Here is a 14,843-nt window from a genome sequence, read left to right as displayed (position 1 = left end):
GTTCAGCCGGTGGGGCGGGCGATCGACGCCGACCGGCGGCCCGGCGCGGCCCCGTTGCGGCGGTCAGCCGCCGTCGCGGCCGATGCGGCCCCGGGTGTCGCGGGCCACCGCCTCCAGCAGCCGCCGGGGCGCGTGCCGCAGACCGGCGACGGCCAGCTTGTACTTCCACGCGGGGACGCTGACCAGCTTGCCTTTGCGCAGGTCACGCAGCGCTTCGTCGACCACGTCGTCGGCCCGCAGCCACATCCACTCCGGGGTCTTCGACATGTTGATGCCGGCCCGCTCGTGGAACTCCGTCCGCGTGTAGCCGGGGCAGAGCGCCATCACGCGGACGCCGAACGGCCGCGCGGACTGGCCGACGGACTCACTGAAGTTGGTGACCCACGCCTTGCTGGCCGAGTAGGTCGAGCCCGGCATGACCGCCCCGAAACCCGCCACGGAAGAGACATTTATCACTGCCCCGTGGCGCCGCTCCGTCATCGGACGCAGGGCCGCGAGGGTCAGCCGCATCACCGCGTGCACGTTGAGCCGCAGCAGCCGCGCCTCGTCCTCGACGGACGACCGCAGGAACGGGGTGTTCAGGCTGATGCCGGCGTTGTTGACCAGCAACTCGACCGGCGCCCCCTCCGCCAGCCGCCGCTCCACGGCCGCGCAACCGTCGTCGGTGGACAGGTCGGCCGGGATCGTCTCGACCTCCCGGCCGTGCCGCGCGGTCAGTTCGGCCGCCGTGTCGGCCAGCCGGGCGGCGTCCCGCGCCACGAGCACCAGGTGCCAGCCGTCCGACGCCAGCCGGCGGGCGAAGGCGGCGCCGATGCCGGCGGTCGCGCCGGTGACCAGGGCCCGCCGCCCGGTGGTCGGCTGGTCGAGCGTCACGGGCGATCCTCACTAGGCGGGTACGAAGGCGCGGGCGGCTGGTGCCACGAGTGCTGGGTGGGCGGCGGTGCGGGCTGCTGCGGGTCGGCGGGCGGTGCGGGCGGCGGCGTGGGTTGCTGCGGGGCGGGTGCCGCTGGTCGGCGGCGGAACCAGGCGTTCGCCGCCGGCAGGGCCAGCAGCGTTGCTACCACAAGGTAACCGAGCACCTGGCCGACGGAAAGCCCCGCGCCCAACGGAATCCACCAGGAGGGGTGGGCGTCGTCGACGAGGCCCAGCAGCTCCCCCGTCGCCCGGTCGTCCTCGCCGAGTCGCAGCGGGGCGGCGCGCTGGCCGACCAGCACCGCCAGCGCGCAGCAGCCGAGGATCAGGCCCAGGCCGGACACCACCCAGGTCGCGGTGCGCGCGCCGGAGCGGCCGGCCCGCAGGCCGAGGGCCAGGCCGGCGAGGAGCAGCCCCGCCAGCAGGCTCACCACCACGGTGAGCACGGTGGACACGCGCAGCAGGGTGACGATGCGGTCGACCTGGTCGGGGCCCGCCGAAGTGTCCCCGGCCGCGTCGCGGAACCGGTCCACGGTGCCCCCGAGGGTCGCCGCGCCGGCGACGGCGTACGCCAGGGCGGCGACCGCCATCAGCACCAGCGCCGCCACGGCCAGCGTGACCACGGCCGGGCGACGGGCCGGTGCCCGATCGGGGTACGACACGACGAGTCCCTCCGGTAGGCGTCGGGATGCAACCTACTCGGAGGGACCGTCGGCGTCGCTGTTATCGACCGGTCAACTCACCGGCGGCGGCGTCGGACCGGGGCGGTCCGAGCCGGGTTGCTCGCCACCCGGGGTCGCCCCCGGCTGACCCTGGTGCCCGCCGTACGGAGAGGACGGTGGCTGGCCGCCCGGAGCCGGGTAGCCGGGCTGGCCCGGTGCCGGCGGCTGGCCGGGTGCCTGCGGATACCCCGGCGTCTGCGGGTAGCCGGGCTCGCCGGACGTCTGCGGGTGGCCCGGGTAGGCCGCGCCCGGGACCGGCGGCTCCCACGCCTGCTTCGGCTTGCGGAAGAACTCGTTGGCCTTCGGCAGCGCCAGCAGGATCAGCGCGGCGAGCAGCGAGAGCAGCCCGATCACGGCGACCAGCGTGGAGACCGGGTTGACCCAGCCGGGCAGCGCCTCCTCGAGGCGACGCTGGACCTCCTCCGGGCTCGGCCCGTTGCCGGTCGTCTGGCCGGTGCCGCCGAAGCCGCCGCCGGCCAGGCCGCTGGCCAGGCCGCCGCCCACGCAGCAGACCAGGATGCCGCCGATGATCCAGGTGGTGATCCGCGCCCCGTTGCTGCCCCGGTTGTTGAACACGCCCAGTACGGCGAGCACCACCGCGAGCAGGAGCAGGATGACGGCACTGACGATGGTGATGACCTTGGTGATGTCCGCCAGGTTCTGCACGCCGTTGGCCTCGGTGCCCCGGTAGGCCTCGTCGAGCACCCTGGAGACGGTGCCGAGAGTGGACAGCGTGATGATGACGCCGATGAGCTGGGTGAGCGCGAACAGCCACAGCAGATACGTGGAAATGGTCACCACACCCGGCCGGGTGCGGGCCGGCGTGTTGTGGGGATCGACCATGATTCTCCCTCCCTAAGATCGCGGTCACACCGTATCGAGATCGGGCCAGTCGGGCACGACAGGCGGACACCGACCCGCCGTGCGGCATCGACATACCCACACACGGCGGGCCGCGACACGCGTCAGTAGCCGCGCCACTCCGCCCGCGCGTACTCCAGCACCCGGGGCTGGAGCAGGGTGGAGGCCGGCACGTCCACGCGGCGGCGGTCGGCGGGGAAGGCCCCGGCGGCGGAGAGCGTCGCCGCGTCGAGGAAGCGCAGCGCCGGCGCGTCCGGCGGCAGGGCCAGGGCGGGCGCGGTCGCGCCGGGGGCGGCGAGCAGGAAGCCCCAGTCACCGAAGGACGGCACGTCCACGTGGTACGGCGTGGTGGCGAAGCCCGCCTCGCGCAGCGAAGCCTCGATCGACCAGTACGACCGGGGCGCGAAGTACGGCGAGCCGGACTGCACGACCAGCCGGCCGCCCTCGGCGAGCACCGCGCGCACCAGCGCGTAGAACTCGACCGTGTAGAGCTTGGCGGTGGCCGTCTCGTCCGGGTCGGGCAGGTCGGCCACCACCGCGTCGAACCGGTCCGTGGCGGTACGCAGCCACGAGAACGCGTCGGCGTGCACCACCCGGACCCGGGAGTCGTCGAACGCCCCGCCGTTCAGCCGGCGCAGCTGCGGCTCGCTGCGGGCCAGCGCCACCACCGCCGGGTCCAGGTCCACCACCGTGACCCGCCGGACGTCCGGGTAGCGCAGCAGCTCGCGTACGGCGAGGCCGTCGCCGGCGCCGAGCACCAGCACCTCGCCGCGCGGGCCGTTCAGCACCGGGTGCACCAGTGCCTCGTGGTAGCGGTACTCGTCGACGGAGCTGAACTGGAGGTCGCCGTTGAGGAAGAGCCGCAGGTCGGTGCCGGTCCGCCCGGTCTCGGGGACCGAGCGGGTGAGCACGATCTCCTGGTAGCGGCTGCGCTCGGCGTGCACCACCGGGTCCCGGTAGAGCTGCTGGCGGGCGGTCAGCTCGAAGTCGTGCGCGGTCACCCACGCGTACCCGAGGCTGAGGAAGACCACGACGGTGCCGGCGCCGAGCGCGACGCGGGCCCGGCGGCTCAGCTCGCGCCGGAAGACCGTGCAGACCAGCGCGAGCCCGGCCACGGCGTTCACCGCGCCGACCACCAGCGCGCCCTTGAGCTGCCCGAAGACCGGCAGCAGCAGGAACGGGAAGGCCAACCCGCCGAGCAACGCGCCGACGTAGTCGGCGGCGAACAGGTCCGCCACCGCGCTGCCGGCGGCCTGCTCCCGGATGCGTTGCAGCAGCACCATCAGCAGCGGGATCTCCGCGCCGATCAGCAGGCCCAGCACGAACGCGGTGGCGACCAGCGCCGGGCCGTAGAGGTCCAGCCACGCGAAGGCCGCGTAGAGGCCGAGGACGGAGAGACCGCCGAGCAGGGCCAGGGCCAGCTCGATCGCGGCGAACGCGGCGGCGGCGCGCGGCTGCAACGGCTTGGCGGCGAGCGCGCCGACGCCCATCGCGAACACCATCACGCCCAGCACGATCGACGCCTGCCCGACCGTGTCCCCGATCAGGTAGCTGCCCAGGGCGACCAGGGCCAGCTCGTAGACCAGGCCGCAGGCGGCGCAGACGAAGACCGCGACGAGCACCGCCGCGCGGGACAGCCGCCACCGCGCGGGCGCCGGCGCGTCGACGGTCACCGGCCCTCCGGCGTACGCCGTGCGTCCCGCTCGGCGGGCTGCCGGGGAGCCGTGGGCGTCCGCCCGCCGGCCTTGCCTCCCTCGGCCTCCTTGCGGAGCTGGCGGCGGCGCTGCCACAAGCCGACGGCGACCAGCAGCCCGGTGAGCAGCAGCAGGCCGAACGCGGCCAGGAGGTAGCCCCAGCGGTCCCGCCACAGGTCGCTGCTGGCGTCGGGTAGCGGCGCGGGGGTGGCCGCGTCGACTGCCGGGGTGGCGGCCGGCTCCACCAGTCCCGCCTCGGCGGCGAGCAGGGGCAGCGTCACGGCGGCCCGGGTGATCGCCCAACCCGGGTCGTCGACGAAGACGTCCTCGGTCAGGCCGAACCGCTCCAGCCCTTGCTCGATGCGCAGCAGCTGACTGGTGGAGATGTCGGCGGACCCCGTCACGTCGATACGCGCGAAGTCGTTGCTCTCGCTGCTCTCCGAGGTGTAGGCGACCTGGGCGTCCACCTGCACCCAACGGGGACAGGCCGGGTTCTCCTCGACCGCGACCCCGTCACCGAGGTTCGACCCGACGCTCAGCGGGTCGCTGTAGCTGTAGCTGTAGTAGTCCTCCAGCACCCAGCCGTAGCAGATGCCCTGGCTGTCGGTGGAGCGCTGGAGGATCGGCACGGTGTCACCGCGTTCCTGCGCGGTCGGTGCCGGCACGTCGTCGTCTCCCGAACCGCTGTTGACCATCCCGGCCACCACGCAGCCGAGGACGACCAGGCCGGTGATCAGCCAGAAGACCCAGGCTCCCGTCGACTTCTTCGCGGCCGGCGCGGCGGGTGTCTTCGTGCCGGCCATCAGCTGATAGCGGCGGCGATGATCGCGCCGGTGGCCAGGTGGACGACGGCGGAGACCCAGACCGCCGGGTGCGGCTGCGGGTCGACCAGGATCTCCCCGAGCCTGCCCGGCGTGGCCGCGTCGAGCAGCAGGAACGCCGCCGCCATGATGACCAGGCCGAGGATGCCGTACGCGGCCGCGCCGACGATGCCGAGCACGAAGTCGTCGGCGCTGGCGGCGATGGCGGCCACCACGATGATGCCGACGCCCGCCAGGTTGGAGGCGAGCAGCAGCGCGGCGTTGCGGTTGCGCTCGACCCAGATCAGCTCGTGGAGCTTTCCGGGGGTGGCCACGTCGACGAGGGCGTAGCCGACGGCCATCAGGACGACACCGACCACGCCGTAGGCGAGCGTGACCAGCAGATCGGTGACCAGCGTCTGCAAGGGGACTCCAGGGGTTTCGTCGGGGTGAGGGGATGGGCTACTTGCCGGAGCCCGGGCCGCCGCCGCGCACGGTGCTGCCCCGGCCCCAGCCCCAGTGGTTGCCCACGGTGGAGTGGTAGCGCGGGTACGCCGTGCCGAGGCGTTCCAGCAGGATCACCGAACCGGCGGCGATGGGCAGGATCACCACCGAGTCGTCGTCGTAGCGCAGGTAGACGCCGCTGCCGTCGACGTACTGGTCGGCCGGCTGCCACGCGTCGGTGACCTCCTTCGCCACCTGGCTGGGCGACCGGTTCGAGGTGTAGGCGACGGCGTTCCCGCCGATGTCCCGGCTCGCCGCCCGGGTGTACCTGTCCTCGACGAAGCCGCGGGGCGAGAAGTTGCCGTAGAAGATGGCGAAGGCGGCGACCAGCGCGCCGATGACGGCGAACGCCACCCCCACCACGAACCAGCGTCGGTACGTCATCGCAGTGCCACCACCGTCTCGGTCAGGACCAGCTCGTTGGTCTGGGGATACGCGTGCCAGGTGCGCCAGCCGAGGGCGCCGTCCGGCGGATCGGGGCGCACCGACAGCGCGGTCACCGCGTCGGCGTCGCCGGGGAAGACCCCCACCAGCGCGTACGGGTCGTCGGCCAGGTCGGCGCGCAGGGCGGCCACCCGGTCGCTCAGCCCGGTTCCGGCGGGCCGCAGCACGGTCGCGGTGAAGCGGTAGCCGTTCGCCTCGTCCTGCACCGCTTGCGGCAGCTCGGGCGGGCGGCCGGGCAGGCAGGCGACCGTCTCGGTCAGCGTGGTGCCTCCAGCGCGCAGGACCACCTGGTGCGAGGCGCCGAGCAGGCGCAGCCGCAGCCGGACGCCGCCGGGCAGGTCGAGGTCGAGCACGTGCAGCGCGGGCAACTCGTCGTCGCCGAGGGCCAGGCTGAGGTCGGCGGCGCTGGTGTCGACGTACGGGGCGTCGAGGGTGACGAGCATCAGTCCACCTCGGCCTGCGGGTAGATCATCACGTCGGCGCGGTGCAGCACCTCGCCCAGCGCCACCTCCCAGCCCGCCTCGCCGTACGCCTCGAAGGAGAGCCGGGCCCCGCCGGGCGCCTGGTAGTCGTGGTACCGCATGGTGCCGGTCGGGTCGAGGCCGGTGGTGCCCGTCGCGGTGTAGCGGGCCTGGCCGGACTCGTCCCAGTTGTAGCGACGGCCGGCGAAGTCGATCGTCGGGGCGCCCGGGGTGACGGTGGCGCCCGGCTCGGCGGCCCAGAGCACCAGCTCCAGCTCCGGGTCCTCCTCCACCGAGAGCCAACGGCGCACGCCCGCGGCGTCGTCGAGCAGGTGCTCGGCCCAGCTCCAGCCGCCCTCGACCAGGCGGATCGAGCCGCGGACGGCGTACGACGTCCCGCGGATCTCGACGATGTCGCCGGGCTTCAGGCGGCGGGGGTCGCCGCGCAGCGCGTCGGCGTCCCGGTCCCGCAGCGGATCGCCCGGCTCCTTGGGGCGCTGCGGCCGGGACCGACCCCGGCGCAGGGCCACCACGGCGACCACCACTCCGGCCACCCCCACCAGACAGCCCGCCGCCGTCAGCAGGTACGCCACCGACCCGTCCACCGACCACCTCCCCAGGTACGTCGGCGGAGACGGTAACAACCCCGCGCACCTGGGGAAACCTGCCGTCGTTCGAGTGAGGAACCGATTACGCGACGTGCTGGATGGTTCCGTCGTCCGCGGTCCCCGATCCGGCGTCGCCCGGCCGGGGCGGGGCCTCGTGTGCCGCCGGATCGGGACAGATCAGGTGACCGGGCGGGGCGGCCTGGTGACCGCCGGGGCTGGCCGCCGGGACGTGAGCGCCGGGCCCCGCCGGTGGGGCGTAGGCGCCGGGCCAGGCCGGCGGGACGTGTCCGCCGGCCCAGGCCGCCGAGGCGTAGGCGCCGGACCCGGCCGGCGGGGCGTAGGCGACGGGGATCACGGCGTACCCGGCCGGCGGCAGCGGCGCGGCGGGGGACGCGGCCCGGGGCACGAACCACCGGTGGGCGGGCGGCAGCGCCAGCAACAGCACCACCGCGAGGGTGAGCAGCAGCACGGTCAGCACCCCGAGTCCGGCCAGCGGGAACAGCACCGCATCGAAGGGGTCGGACTGCGAGTAGAGGGTCTCGACGAACTTCGACTCCGCCCAGAAGTCGGCCTCCGGGTCGACCGGCCCCTCGACGGGATACTCCTCCTCCGCGTACGGCTCGTCGAGGCCGAGGCCGAGGCCGAAGAGCAGGGGGAACACGAGCACGCCGGCGAAGCTCTGGCCACAGCAGACGACCAGTTGGACGCCGCCGGCCACGAAGACCAGGATCCGGGCGACGTTGCCGCCGCGCCGCACCGGCAGCGCCGTGGCGGCCAGCCAGAGCGCGAGCAGCAGGGCGGGCAGGCCGAGCACCACCGCCCCGACGACGTTGCTCCAGCGCTCGCCGCGCACCTCGTCGGGATCGGCGTCCGGGACCGCCCGCACCGCACGGTCGATCTGGCCGTCCCACTGGATGGCCTGGGTGACCACCAGGGCCACCAGCCCGAGGAGGACGAGCACAGTCGCGAGTTGCAACCAGAAGGCGATGGTGACGGTGGCGGGACGGGGCGGGCGTACCGGCGCGTCGGCGGGAGGCGTCATGGGACGGAAGCTACGGACCGCCGGCACCGGCCGGCAGGGCCGATCGGGCGGGGCCGGCCGGCGAACGGATCATGCGCCGGCGAGCCGCTCCGACGCGTACCCGCCCAGGGTGGCGCGGCCCATGACACAGCCGGTGAACGTGCCGAACTCCGCCGGGTCGTCCCGCAGCGCCGTCCAGGCCGCCCGGCCGGCCGCCGGGTCGATCCCCTCCAGCAGCGTGGCGGCGTAGACGCGGCCCGCCGGGGTGCCCTCGGCGAGCAGCCGGTCGAGTTGCCCGCGTACGTCCCCGGGGTCGTCGGCGAGCGCCGCCTCGACCCGCCGGTACGCCTCGGTCACCGGCAGCAGCGTGCCGGCGATCCCGACCCCGCCGAACGCCACCGTGTCGGCCTGCCGTAGCTCGTCGAGGGCCGCCCCGACCTCCCGGTCCCGCTTCTTCCCGATCCCGAACATGCCCATCTCCTTCCCCGCCGCGCCCCGCCCGACTCTCTGAATCATGAGGTTGGCGGCAGTTGTCGAGATCCAACTCGCCGCCAACCTCATGATCGATGCGGGTCGGGCAGGGGTCAGGCCGTCGAGACCGAGAGGGCGTCCTTCGTGTCCGCCAGGTCGACGCGAACCGTGTCGCCGTCGCGGATCCGGCCGGCCAGGAGGGCCTTGGCGAGCTGGTCGCCGATCGCCGTCTGGACCAGGCGGCGCAGCGGCCGGGCCCCGTAGATCGGGTCGTAGCCGTGCTCGGCGAGCCACCCCCGGGCGGCGTCGGTGATGTCCAGGCCGAGGCGGCGGTCCGCCAGCCGCCTGCGCATCCGGTCGAGCTGGATGTCCACGATGGCCCGCAGGTCGTCACCGTGCAGCGCGGCGAAGACCACGATGTCGTCCAGCCGGTTGAGGAACTCCGGCTTGAAGTGCGACCGGACCACCGCGAGGACACCCTCCCGGCGCTGCTCCTCGGCCAGCGTCAGGTCGCCGATCACCGACGACCCGAGGTTGGAGGTGAGGATCAGGATGGCGTTGCGGAAGTCCACCGTGCGGCCCTGCCCGTCGGTGAGCCGGCCGTCGTCCAGCACCTGGAGCAGGACGTCGAAGACGTCCGGGTGGGCCTTCTCGACCTCGTCCAGCAGGATCACCGAGTACGGCCGGCGGCGTACCGCCTCGGTGAGCTGGCCGCCCTCCTCGTAGCCGACGTAGCCGGGCGGGGCGCCGACCAGGCGGGCGACGGAGTGCTTCTCGCCGTACTCGCTCATGTCGATGCGGACCATGGCCCGCTCGTCGTCGAAGAGGAACTCGGCGAGCGCCTTGGCCAGCTCGGTCTTGCCGACGCCGGTCGGGCCCAGGAAGAGGAAGCTGCCGGTCGGGCGGTCCGGGTCGGCGACCCCGGCCCGGGCACGGCGGACGGCGTCGGAGACCGAGCCCACGGCCTCGGCCTGGCCGACCACGCGGGCGCCCAGCGACTCCTCCATCCGCAGCAGCTTGGCGGTCTCGCCCTCCAGCAGCCGGCCGGCAGGGATGCCGGTCCAGGAGGCGACCACGGCGGCGATGTCGTCGGCGCCGACCTCCTCCTTGAGCATCGCGCCGTCGGCCTGGAGCCGGGCCAGTTCCTCCTCGGCCTGCTTCAGCTCGGTCTTGAGGGCGGGAATCCGGCCGTAGCGCAGCTCGGCGGCGCGCTCCAGCTCGCCGTCGCGCTCGGCCCGCTCGGCCTCGCCGCCGAGCCGCTCCAGCTCCTCCTTGGCGGTGGAGAGCTTGGTGATGTGGTCCTTCTCCAGCTTCCAGCGGTCGGCGAGGGCGGTGAGCTGCTCGCGCTTGTCGGCCAGCTCCTTGCGCAGCCGCTCCAGCCGCTCGGCGGAGGCGGCGTCGGGCTCCTTGGCCAGCGCCATCTCCTCGATCTCCAGCCGGCGCACCGCCCGCTCGATCTCGTCCACCTCGACGGGCCGGGAGTCGATCTCCATCCGGAGCCGGGAGGCGGACTCGTCGACCAGGTCGATCGCCTTGTCCGGCAGGAACCGGTCGGTGATGTAGCGGTCCGACAGTGCCGCGGCGGCGACCAGGGCGGCGTCGGTGATGCGTACGCCGTGGTGCACCTCGTAGCGCTCCTTGAGGCCGCGCAGGATGCCGATGGTGTCCTCGATGGTCGGCTCGCCGACCAGCACCGGCTGGAAGCGGCGCTCCAGGGCCGGGTCCTTCTCGATGTGCTCGCGGTACTCGTCGAGGGTGGTCGCGCCGACCATCCGCAGCTCGCCGCGGGCCAGCATCGGCTTGAGCATGTTGCCGGCGTCCATCGAGCCCTCGCCCTTGCCGGCGCCGACGACGGTGTGCAGCTCGTCGAGGAAGGTGATGACCTGCCCGTTGGAGTTCTTGATCTCCTCCAGGACGGACTTCAGCCGCTCCTCGAACTGGCCCCGGTACTGCGCGCCGGCGACCATCGCGCCGAGGTCGAGCGAGACCAGCTTCTTGTCGCGCAGCGACTCGGGCACGTCGCCGGCGACGATCCGCTGGGCCAGGCCCTCGACGATCGCGGTCTTGCCGACGCCCGGCTCGCCGATCAGCACCGGGTTGTTCTTGGTACGCCGGGACAGCACCTGGATCACCCGGCGGATCTCCGAGTCCCGGCCGATGACCGGGTCGATCTTGCCGTCGCGGGCGCTGGCGGTCAGGTCCACGCCGTACTTGGCCAGGGCCTGGTAGGTCTGCTCGGGGTCGGTGGTGGTGACCCGCCGGTCCCCGCCGCGCACGGTCGGGAAGGCGGCGACGAGGTTCTCCTCGGTGGCGCCGGCCGACTTCAACGCGCCCGACACCGCGCCACCCACCCGGGCCAGGCCGGCGAGCAGGTGCTCGGTGGAGGTGTACTCGTCGCCGAGCGGCCGGGCGATCTGCTCGGCGGCCCCGATGGCGTTGACGAACTCGCGGGCCAGGGTCGGCTCGGCGATGCTGGAGCCGCGCGCGGCGGGCAGGGCGTCGACCGAGCGCTGGGCGACCCGGCGCAGCTCGGCGGGGTCGGCCCCGACGGCGCGCAGCAGGCCGGCGGCGGTCGAGCCCTCGGTGTCCAGCAGCGCCAGCAGCAGGTGCCAGGGCTCCACGGTGGCGTGACCGCGCTGGTTCGCCATCGCGACGGCACCGGTGATGGTCTCGCGGCTCTTGGTGGTGAGTCGTTCCGTGTTCATGGGCTCCCCCGGATCGGCGTGTCCACTGGGAAGGACACAACCAGAGTTGAGCCTATTCCGCTCAACCCTGACGGTGTGAGCTGAATCACTCTCGCCGCCCGGACGTGCCCAGCGGTGTCTGCGATCGATTGGACGGGCGGTTCTGGTGGCGGGGAAGCGCTGAGCGACCACACAGCGGAACCGCGCTCGTTGCCAAGATCTGCGCGGGCCGACCAGGGGTAGCCTGGCCGTGTGCGCGTACGTGTTGAACAGACCGCCCTGCCGGGAATCGGGGTCCGTCACGATCTGTTGACGGAGTCCGGTCGCCGCCTCGGTGTGGTCTCCCACCGCAATGGCCGCCGTGACCTCGTCCTGTACGACCCGGACGATCCCGACTCATGTCAGCACGACATACCGCTGACGGACGACGAGGCGGAGGCGCTCGCCGACATCCTCGGCGCGTCGCTGATGCTCGGTCAGCTGTCCGGGCTGCGGGAGCAGGCCGCCGGCCTGCTCACCGAGCAGATCGCCATTCCGGCCGGCTCGAAGTACGTCAACCGGAAGCTCGGGGACACGCAGGCACGTTCCCGCACGGGCGCCTCGATCGTGGCCGTGCTGCGCCACGGCGAGGTGATCGTCTCGCCGGAGCCCTCCTTCCGCTTCGCCGCCGGTGACGTGGTGGTCGTGGTCGGGACCCGCCAGGGCCTCGACGGGGTCACAGCCATCCTTGCCGACAGCGACCCGGACGGCTGAGGCGCGGATGCACGAAACGACGACACTGCTCATCGAAGTCGGCGCACTGCTCTTCCTGCTCGGCCTCCTCGGCCGGCTGAGCCGCCGGATCGGCCTCTCACCCATCCCCCTCTACCTGCTCGCCGGGCTCGCGTTCGGGCACGGCGGCCTGCTGCCCCTGGCCGCCAGCGAGGAGTTCTTCGCGGTCGGCGCCGAGATCGGCGTGATCCTGCTGCTGGTCATGCTGGGCCTGGAATACTCGGCCAACGAGTTGGTCGGCAACCTGCGCGCCGCGGCCCCGGCCGGCCTGATCGACGGGCTGCTGAACGCGCTGCCCGGGGCGGCGTTCGCGCTGCTGCTCGGCTGGGACTGGATCGCCGCCCTGGTGCTCGCCGGCATCACCTGGGTCTCCTCCTCGGGGGTCATCGCCAAGGTCCTCGCCGACCTGGGCCGCCTCGGTAACCGGGAGACCCCGGTGATCCTCTCGGTCCTGGTGATCGAGGACCTGGCGATGGCGTTCTACCTGCCCCTGGCGACCGCGGTGCTCGCCGGCAGCGGCCTGCTGGGCGGCGGCATCGCGCTCGGTGTCGCGGTCGGCACCGTGCTGCTGGTGCTGGTGGTCGCGATCAGGTACGGCAACCTGATCTCCACCGCCATGTCGGCGAAGGACCCGGAGGCGCTGCTGCTCGGCGTACTCGGGATGACCCTGCTGGTGGCGGGCATCGCGGCCAAGCTCCAGGTGTCGGCGGCGGTCGGCGCGTTCCTGGTCGGCATCGCGCTGTCCGGGCCGGTGGCGCACCACGCGACCGAACTGCTCACCCCGCTGCGGGACCTCTTCGCGGCGGTCTTCTTCGTCTTCTTCGGTCTGGTCACCGACCCGCGGGACATCCCGCCGGTGCTGCTGCCCGCGCTCGCACTGGCCGTGATCACCATGGCGACGAAGACGCTCACCGGTTACCTGGCGGCTCGCCGGGTCGGCATCGCCGAACCCGGTCGCTGGCGGGCCGGCCTGGCCCTGGTGCCCCGGGGAGAGTTCTCCATCGTCATCGCGGGGCTCGCGGTGGCCGCCGGCAGCGTCGACCCGAAGCTGGCGGCGCTCGCCACGGCGTACGTGCTGATCACGGTCGTGACCGGGCCGATGCTGGCGCGGCTGCCCGACTTCGCGTGGTTCAAGCGCTGGCTGCGGAAGCGCGGCGCGGCCCAGCGGGCCCAACCGGTGCCGGCGCACGACTGACCGACGTCACCGTCCGGGCCGGGTCGACCGTACGGTCGGCCCGGCCCTCGCCCAACGGTTGTCGAATTGCCTCCGGCGGGGCCTACCGCCGGTCGACGCGCCGGGTTACCGTTTCGCCCCAGCAGCCAGAGCTCGCGGACGGCCTGAGCCGCCGCGGACGAGAGCGGAAGGTTGGCCGGTGAGCGTGCAGGAGTCGACGTTCCACGGCTTTGCCAACCCCGTCGATCCGACCCCCGCCGAGCTGCGCGCGTGGGCCTTCCAGCCCGACTCCGTGCCGCTGACCTCCATGCCGCCGGACTGGGACCTGCTGGTATCCGGTGACCGGCTGGTGGCGGTGCTCTTCGACCTGGCGATGGACCCGGCCTGCCCGGCCCGCCGGTTCGCCCTGCACTGCCTCTACATCTACGCCGCCGACGGCATCCGGACGAACTTCCGCGCCCACCCGAAGCGGCGCTTCCGGAAGCTGGTCGAGCAGGCCGAGCGGAACGGCGACGACCTGATGCGCACCTGGGCGTACAACAGCCGGGCGCTGCTGGCCCGGCCGGAGCTCTTCGTCTACCGGGACTGGTGCGAGGGCGGCCTGGTCCGGGAGAACCGCCGCATCGCCTGAGCGCCCCACACACCCGCACGGCGTCCCGGCCCGTACTCCACGACGGCGAACGTGCCGGGACCCCCACCCGGGACCTCTGGCGTCCCGGCCCGCCTCTGGACGGCGAACGGGCCGGGACCCCCGCCCGGGACCTCTGGCGTCCCGGCCCGTCCCTGGACGGCGAACGGGCCGGGACCCCCCGTGGGTCCCGGCCCGCACGTCGGCGGAGCGTCAGTGTTCCGATCCGCCCTGCTCGCGGCGTCTCGCCTCGTCACGTCCCTGGTCGATGCCGTGGTCGACCTGGTCGGCGAACCTGCCGTTCTTGATCTCGTCGGTGAAGCGGGTCTCGGTGAACCGGTCGAATCTCTCCCGGACGTTCTTCGTCACCTCGTCGAGCCGTTCCTCTGTCTGCTGGGCAACCTTCCTCGCCGCTTCCGTCATGGCTCCCCCTGCCATCGGAGTCCGGATTGAGATGGTTGGACCTGATTTTGAGGCTAGCGGATCCGGTGCCGTCCCCGCCGGCAAACCGGTAACCGTGGGCCCTTGCGGAGACGACGCACGTCCCGGTCGGAGGCGGGGCGGGGGCGGAAAGGCGACCGCGCCCGGCCGCGGGAGGGCGGCCGGGCGCGGTGCGGTGTCGTCAGCGGTCGGGGCCCCGCCGGGGACGCCAGACCACCAGCGCGGTGGAGGTGCGGTTGGTCGGGACGAGGTCGCTGCCCGGGAAGCGGGCCAAGGCCTCCAGCTCGGCGATCCGGCGGTACGCGGCGTCCAGTTCCGCCTCCAGCCGGGCCACCCGCTGCTGGGCCTGCTCCAGCAGCCGCTCCAGCCCGATGATGCGCTTGACCCCCGCCAGGTTGATGCCGTCGTCCTGGCTGAGCCGCTGCACCTCGCGCAGCAGCACCACGTCCCGCACGCTGTAGCGGCGGCCACCGCCGGCCGCCCGGCCCGGCTGGACCAGGCCCAGCCGGTCGTACTGGCGCAGGGTCTGCGGGTGCATCCCCGCCATCCGCGCCGCCACCGAGATCATCAGCACCTTGGCCTCGTAGGCAGGGTCACCCGAACCGACGAACTCGTCCGACATCCCGCTCACCTCCGCGTGCACTCCA

Annotated in this window: 17 protein-coding genes; 3 read left to right on the top strand and 14 right to left on the bottom strand. The window is 73.4% G+C overall.

Going from position 1 to position 14,843, the window contains the following annotated elements:
* Nucleotides 1-63: 63 nt before the first annotated feature.
* From AB0G14_RS03915 to clpB, 12 genes are all read right to left on the bottom strand, one after another.
* Nucleotides 64-873, bottom strand: a complete 810-nt coding sequence (locus AB0G14_RS03915; RefSeq protein WP_357693455.1) for an SDR family oxidoreductase — start codon at nucleotides 871-873, stop codon at nucleotides 64-66.
* Nucleotides 870-1,574 carry a hypothetical protein gene (locus AB0G14_RS03910; RefSeq protein ID WP_357693453.1) on the bottom strand — a complete coding sequence of 235 codons (705 nt, stop codon included), beginning with the start codon at nucleotides 1,572-1,574 and terminating at the stop codon, nucleotides 870-872. Before AB0G14_RS03910 ends, AB0G14_RS03915 begins: the two co-directional genes overlap by 4 nt.
* 72 nt (nucleotides 1,575-1,646) lie before the next feature.
* Nucleotides 1,647-2,477 carry a hypothetical protein gene (locus AB0G14_RS03905; RefSeq protein WP_357693451.1) on the bottom strand — a complete coding sequence of 277 codons (831 nt, stop codon included), beginning with the start codon at nucleotides 2,475-2,477 and terminating at the stop codon, nucleotides 1,647-1,649.
* Nucleotides 2,478-2,599: 122 nt separating this feature from the next.
* Nucleotides 2,600-4,168, bottom strand: coding sequence for a polyamine aminopropyltransferase (locus AB0G14_RS03900; protein ID WP_357693449.1), 1,569 nt, complete (start codon nucleotides 4,166-4,168; stop codon nucleotides 2,600-2,602).
* A complete protein-coding gene (locus AB0G14_RS03895) occupies nucleotides 4,165-4,992 on the bottom strand; it encodes a hypothetical protein (RefSeq protein WP_357693447.1) in 828 nt (275 codons plus the stop codon). Before AB0G14_RS03895 ends, AB0G14_RS03900 begins: the two co-directional genes overlap by 4 nt.
* Nucleotides 4,992-5,414 (bottom strand): DUF350 domain-containing protein, encoded by a 423-nt coding sequence (locus AB0G14_RS03890; protein WP_357449859.1) that lies wholly within the window; start codon nucleotides 5,412-5,414, stop codon nucleotides 4,992-4,994. Before AB0G14_RS03890 ends, AB0G14_RS03895 begins: the two co-directional genes overlap by 1 nt.
* 37 nt (nucleotides 5,415-5,451) lie before the next feature.
* Nucleotides 5,452-5,877, bottom strand: a complete 426-nt coding sequence (locus AB0G14_RS03885) for a DUF4247 domain-containing protein (RefSeq protein ID WP_357693445.1) — start codon at nucleotides 5,875-5,877, stop codon at nucleotides 5,452-5,454.
* Nucleotides 5,874-6,380 carry a DUF2617 family protein gene (locus tag AB0G14_RS03880; protein ID WP_357693443.1) on the bottom strand — a complete coding sequence of 169 codons (507 nt, stop codon included), beginning with the start codon at nucleotides 6,378-6,380 and terminating at the stop codon, nucleotides 5,874-5,876. The genes AB0G14_RS03885 and AB0G14_RS03880 overlap by 4 nt, the downstream gene beginning before the upstream one ends.
* Nucleotides 6,380-7,003, bottom strand: coding sequence for a DUF4178 domain-containing protein (locus tag AB0G14_RS03875; RefSeq protein WP_357693441.1), 624 nt, complete (start codon nucleotides 7,001-7,003; stop codon nucleotides 6,380-6,382). Before AB0G14_RS03875 ends, AB0G14_RS03880 begins: the two co-directional genes overlap by 1 nt.
* Nucleotides 7,004-7,088: 85 nt before the next feature.
* A complete protein-coding gene (locus tag AB0G14_RS03870) occupies nucleotides 7,089-8,048 on the bottom strand; it encodes a hypothetical protein (RefSeq protein WP_357693439.1) in 960 nt (319 codons plus the stop codon).
* A 69-nt stretch (nucleotides 8,049-8,117) separates the two neighbouring features.
* On the bottom strand, nucleotides 8,118-8,498 hold the full coding sequence (locus AB0G14_RS03865; RefSeq protein ID WP_357693437.1) for a hypothetical protein: 381 nt from the start codon (nucleotides 8,496-8,498) through the stop codon (nucleotides 8,118-8,120).
* Between the two features lie 113 nt (nucleotides 8,499-8,611).
* The gene (gene clpB / locus AB0G14_RS03860; RefSeq protein WP_357693435.1) at nucleotides 8,612-11,203 is read right to left on the bottom strand and encodes an ATP-dependent chaperone ClpB; all 2,592 of its coding nucleotides are present in this window, start codon (nucleotides 11,201-11,203) and stop codon (nucleotides 8,612-8,614) included.
* A 231-nt stretch (nucleotides 11,204-11,434) separates the two neighbouring features.
* On the opposite strand from clpB, the gene AB0G14_RS03855 reads away from it, so the two are divergent.
* The 3 genes from AB0G14_RS03855 to AB0G14_RS03845 all read left to right on the top strand — a co-directional run bounded on the left by AB0G14_RS03855 (nucleotide 11,435) and on the right by AB0G14_RS03845 (nucleotide 13,758).
* Nucleotides 11,435-11,935 carry a TrkA C-terminal domain-containing protein gene (locus tag AB0G14_RS03855; protein ID WP_350702229.1) on the top strand — a complete coding sequence of 167 codons (501 nt, stop codon included), beginning with the start codon at nucleotides 11,435-11,437 and terminating at the stop codon, nucleotides 11,933-11,935.
* A 7-nt stretch (nucleotides 11,936-11,942) separates the two neighbouring features.
* Nucleotides 11,943-13,148: a cation:proton antiporter gene (locus tag AB0G14_RS03850; protein WP_357693433.1), complete on the top strand. Its 1,206-nt coding sequence runs from the start codon at nucleotides 11,943-11,945 to the stop codon at nucleotides 13,146-13,148.
* A 178-nt stretch (nucleotides 13,149-13,326) separates the two neighbouring features.
* On the top strand, nucleotides 13,327-13,758 hold the full coding sequence (locus AB0G14_RS03845; RefSeq protein WP_357693431.1) for a hypothetical protein: 432 nt from the start codon (nucleotides 13,327-13,329) through the stop codon (nucleotides 13,756-13,758).
* A gap of 210 nt (nucleotides 13,759-13,968) precedes the next feature.
* Here AB0G14_RS03845 and AB0G14_RS03840 read toward each other — a convergent pair whose 3' ends face one another.
* Together AB0G14_RS03840 and AB0G14_RS03835 are read right to left on the bottom strand one after the other, a co-directional pair.
* The gene (locus AB0G14_RS03840) at nucleotides 13,969-14,178 is read right to left on the bottom strand and encodes a hypothetical protein (RefSeq protein ID WP_357693429.1); all 210 of its coding nucleotides are present in this window, start codon (nucleotides 14,176-14,178) and stop codon (nucleotides 13,969-13,971) included.
* A 199-nt stretch (nucleotides 14,179-14,377) separates the two neighbouring features.
* The gene (locus tag AB0G14_RS03835; RefSeq protein ID WP_357693427.1) at nucleotides 14,378-14,818 is read right to left on the bottom strand and encodes a helix-turn-helix transcriptional regulator; all 441 of its coding nucleotides are present in this window, start codon (nucleotides 14,816-14,818) and stop codon (nucleotides 14,378-14,380) included.
* Between the last annotated feature and the right edge of the window lie 25 nt (nucleotides 14,819-14,843).

It is taken from the genome of Micromonospora sp. NPDC023814 (assembly GCF_040639595.1).
GTDB lineage: Bacteria > Actinomycetota > Actinomycetes > Mycobacteriales > Micromonosporaceae > Micromonospora.
This window is presented reverse-complemented; position numbering and strand designations above follow the sequence as displayed.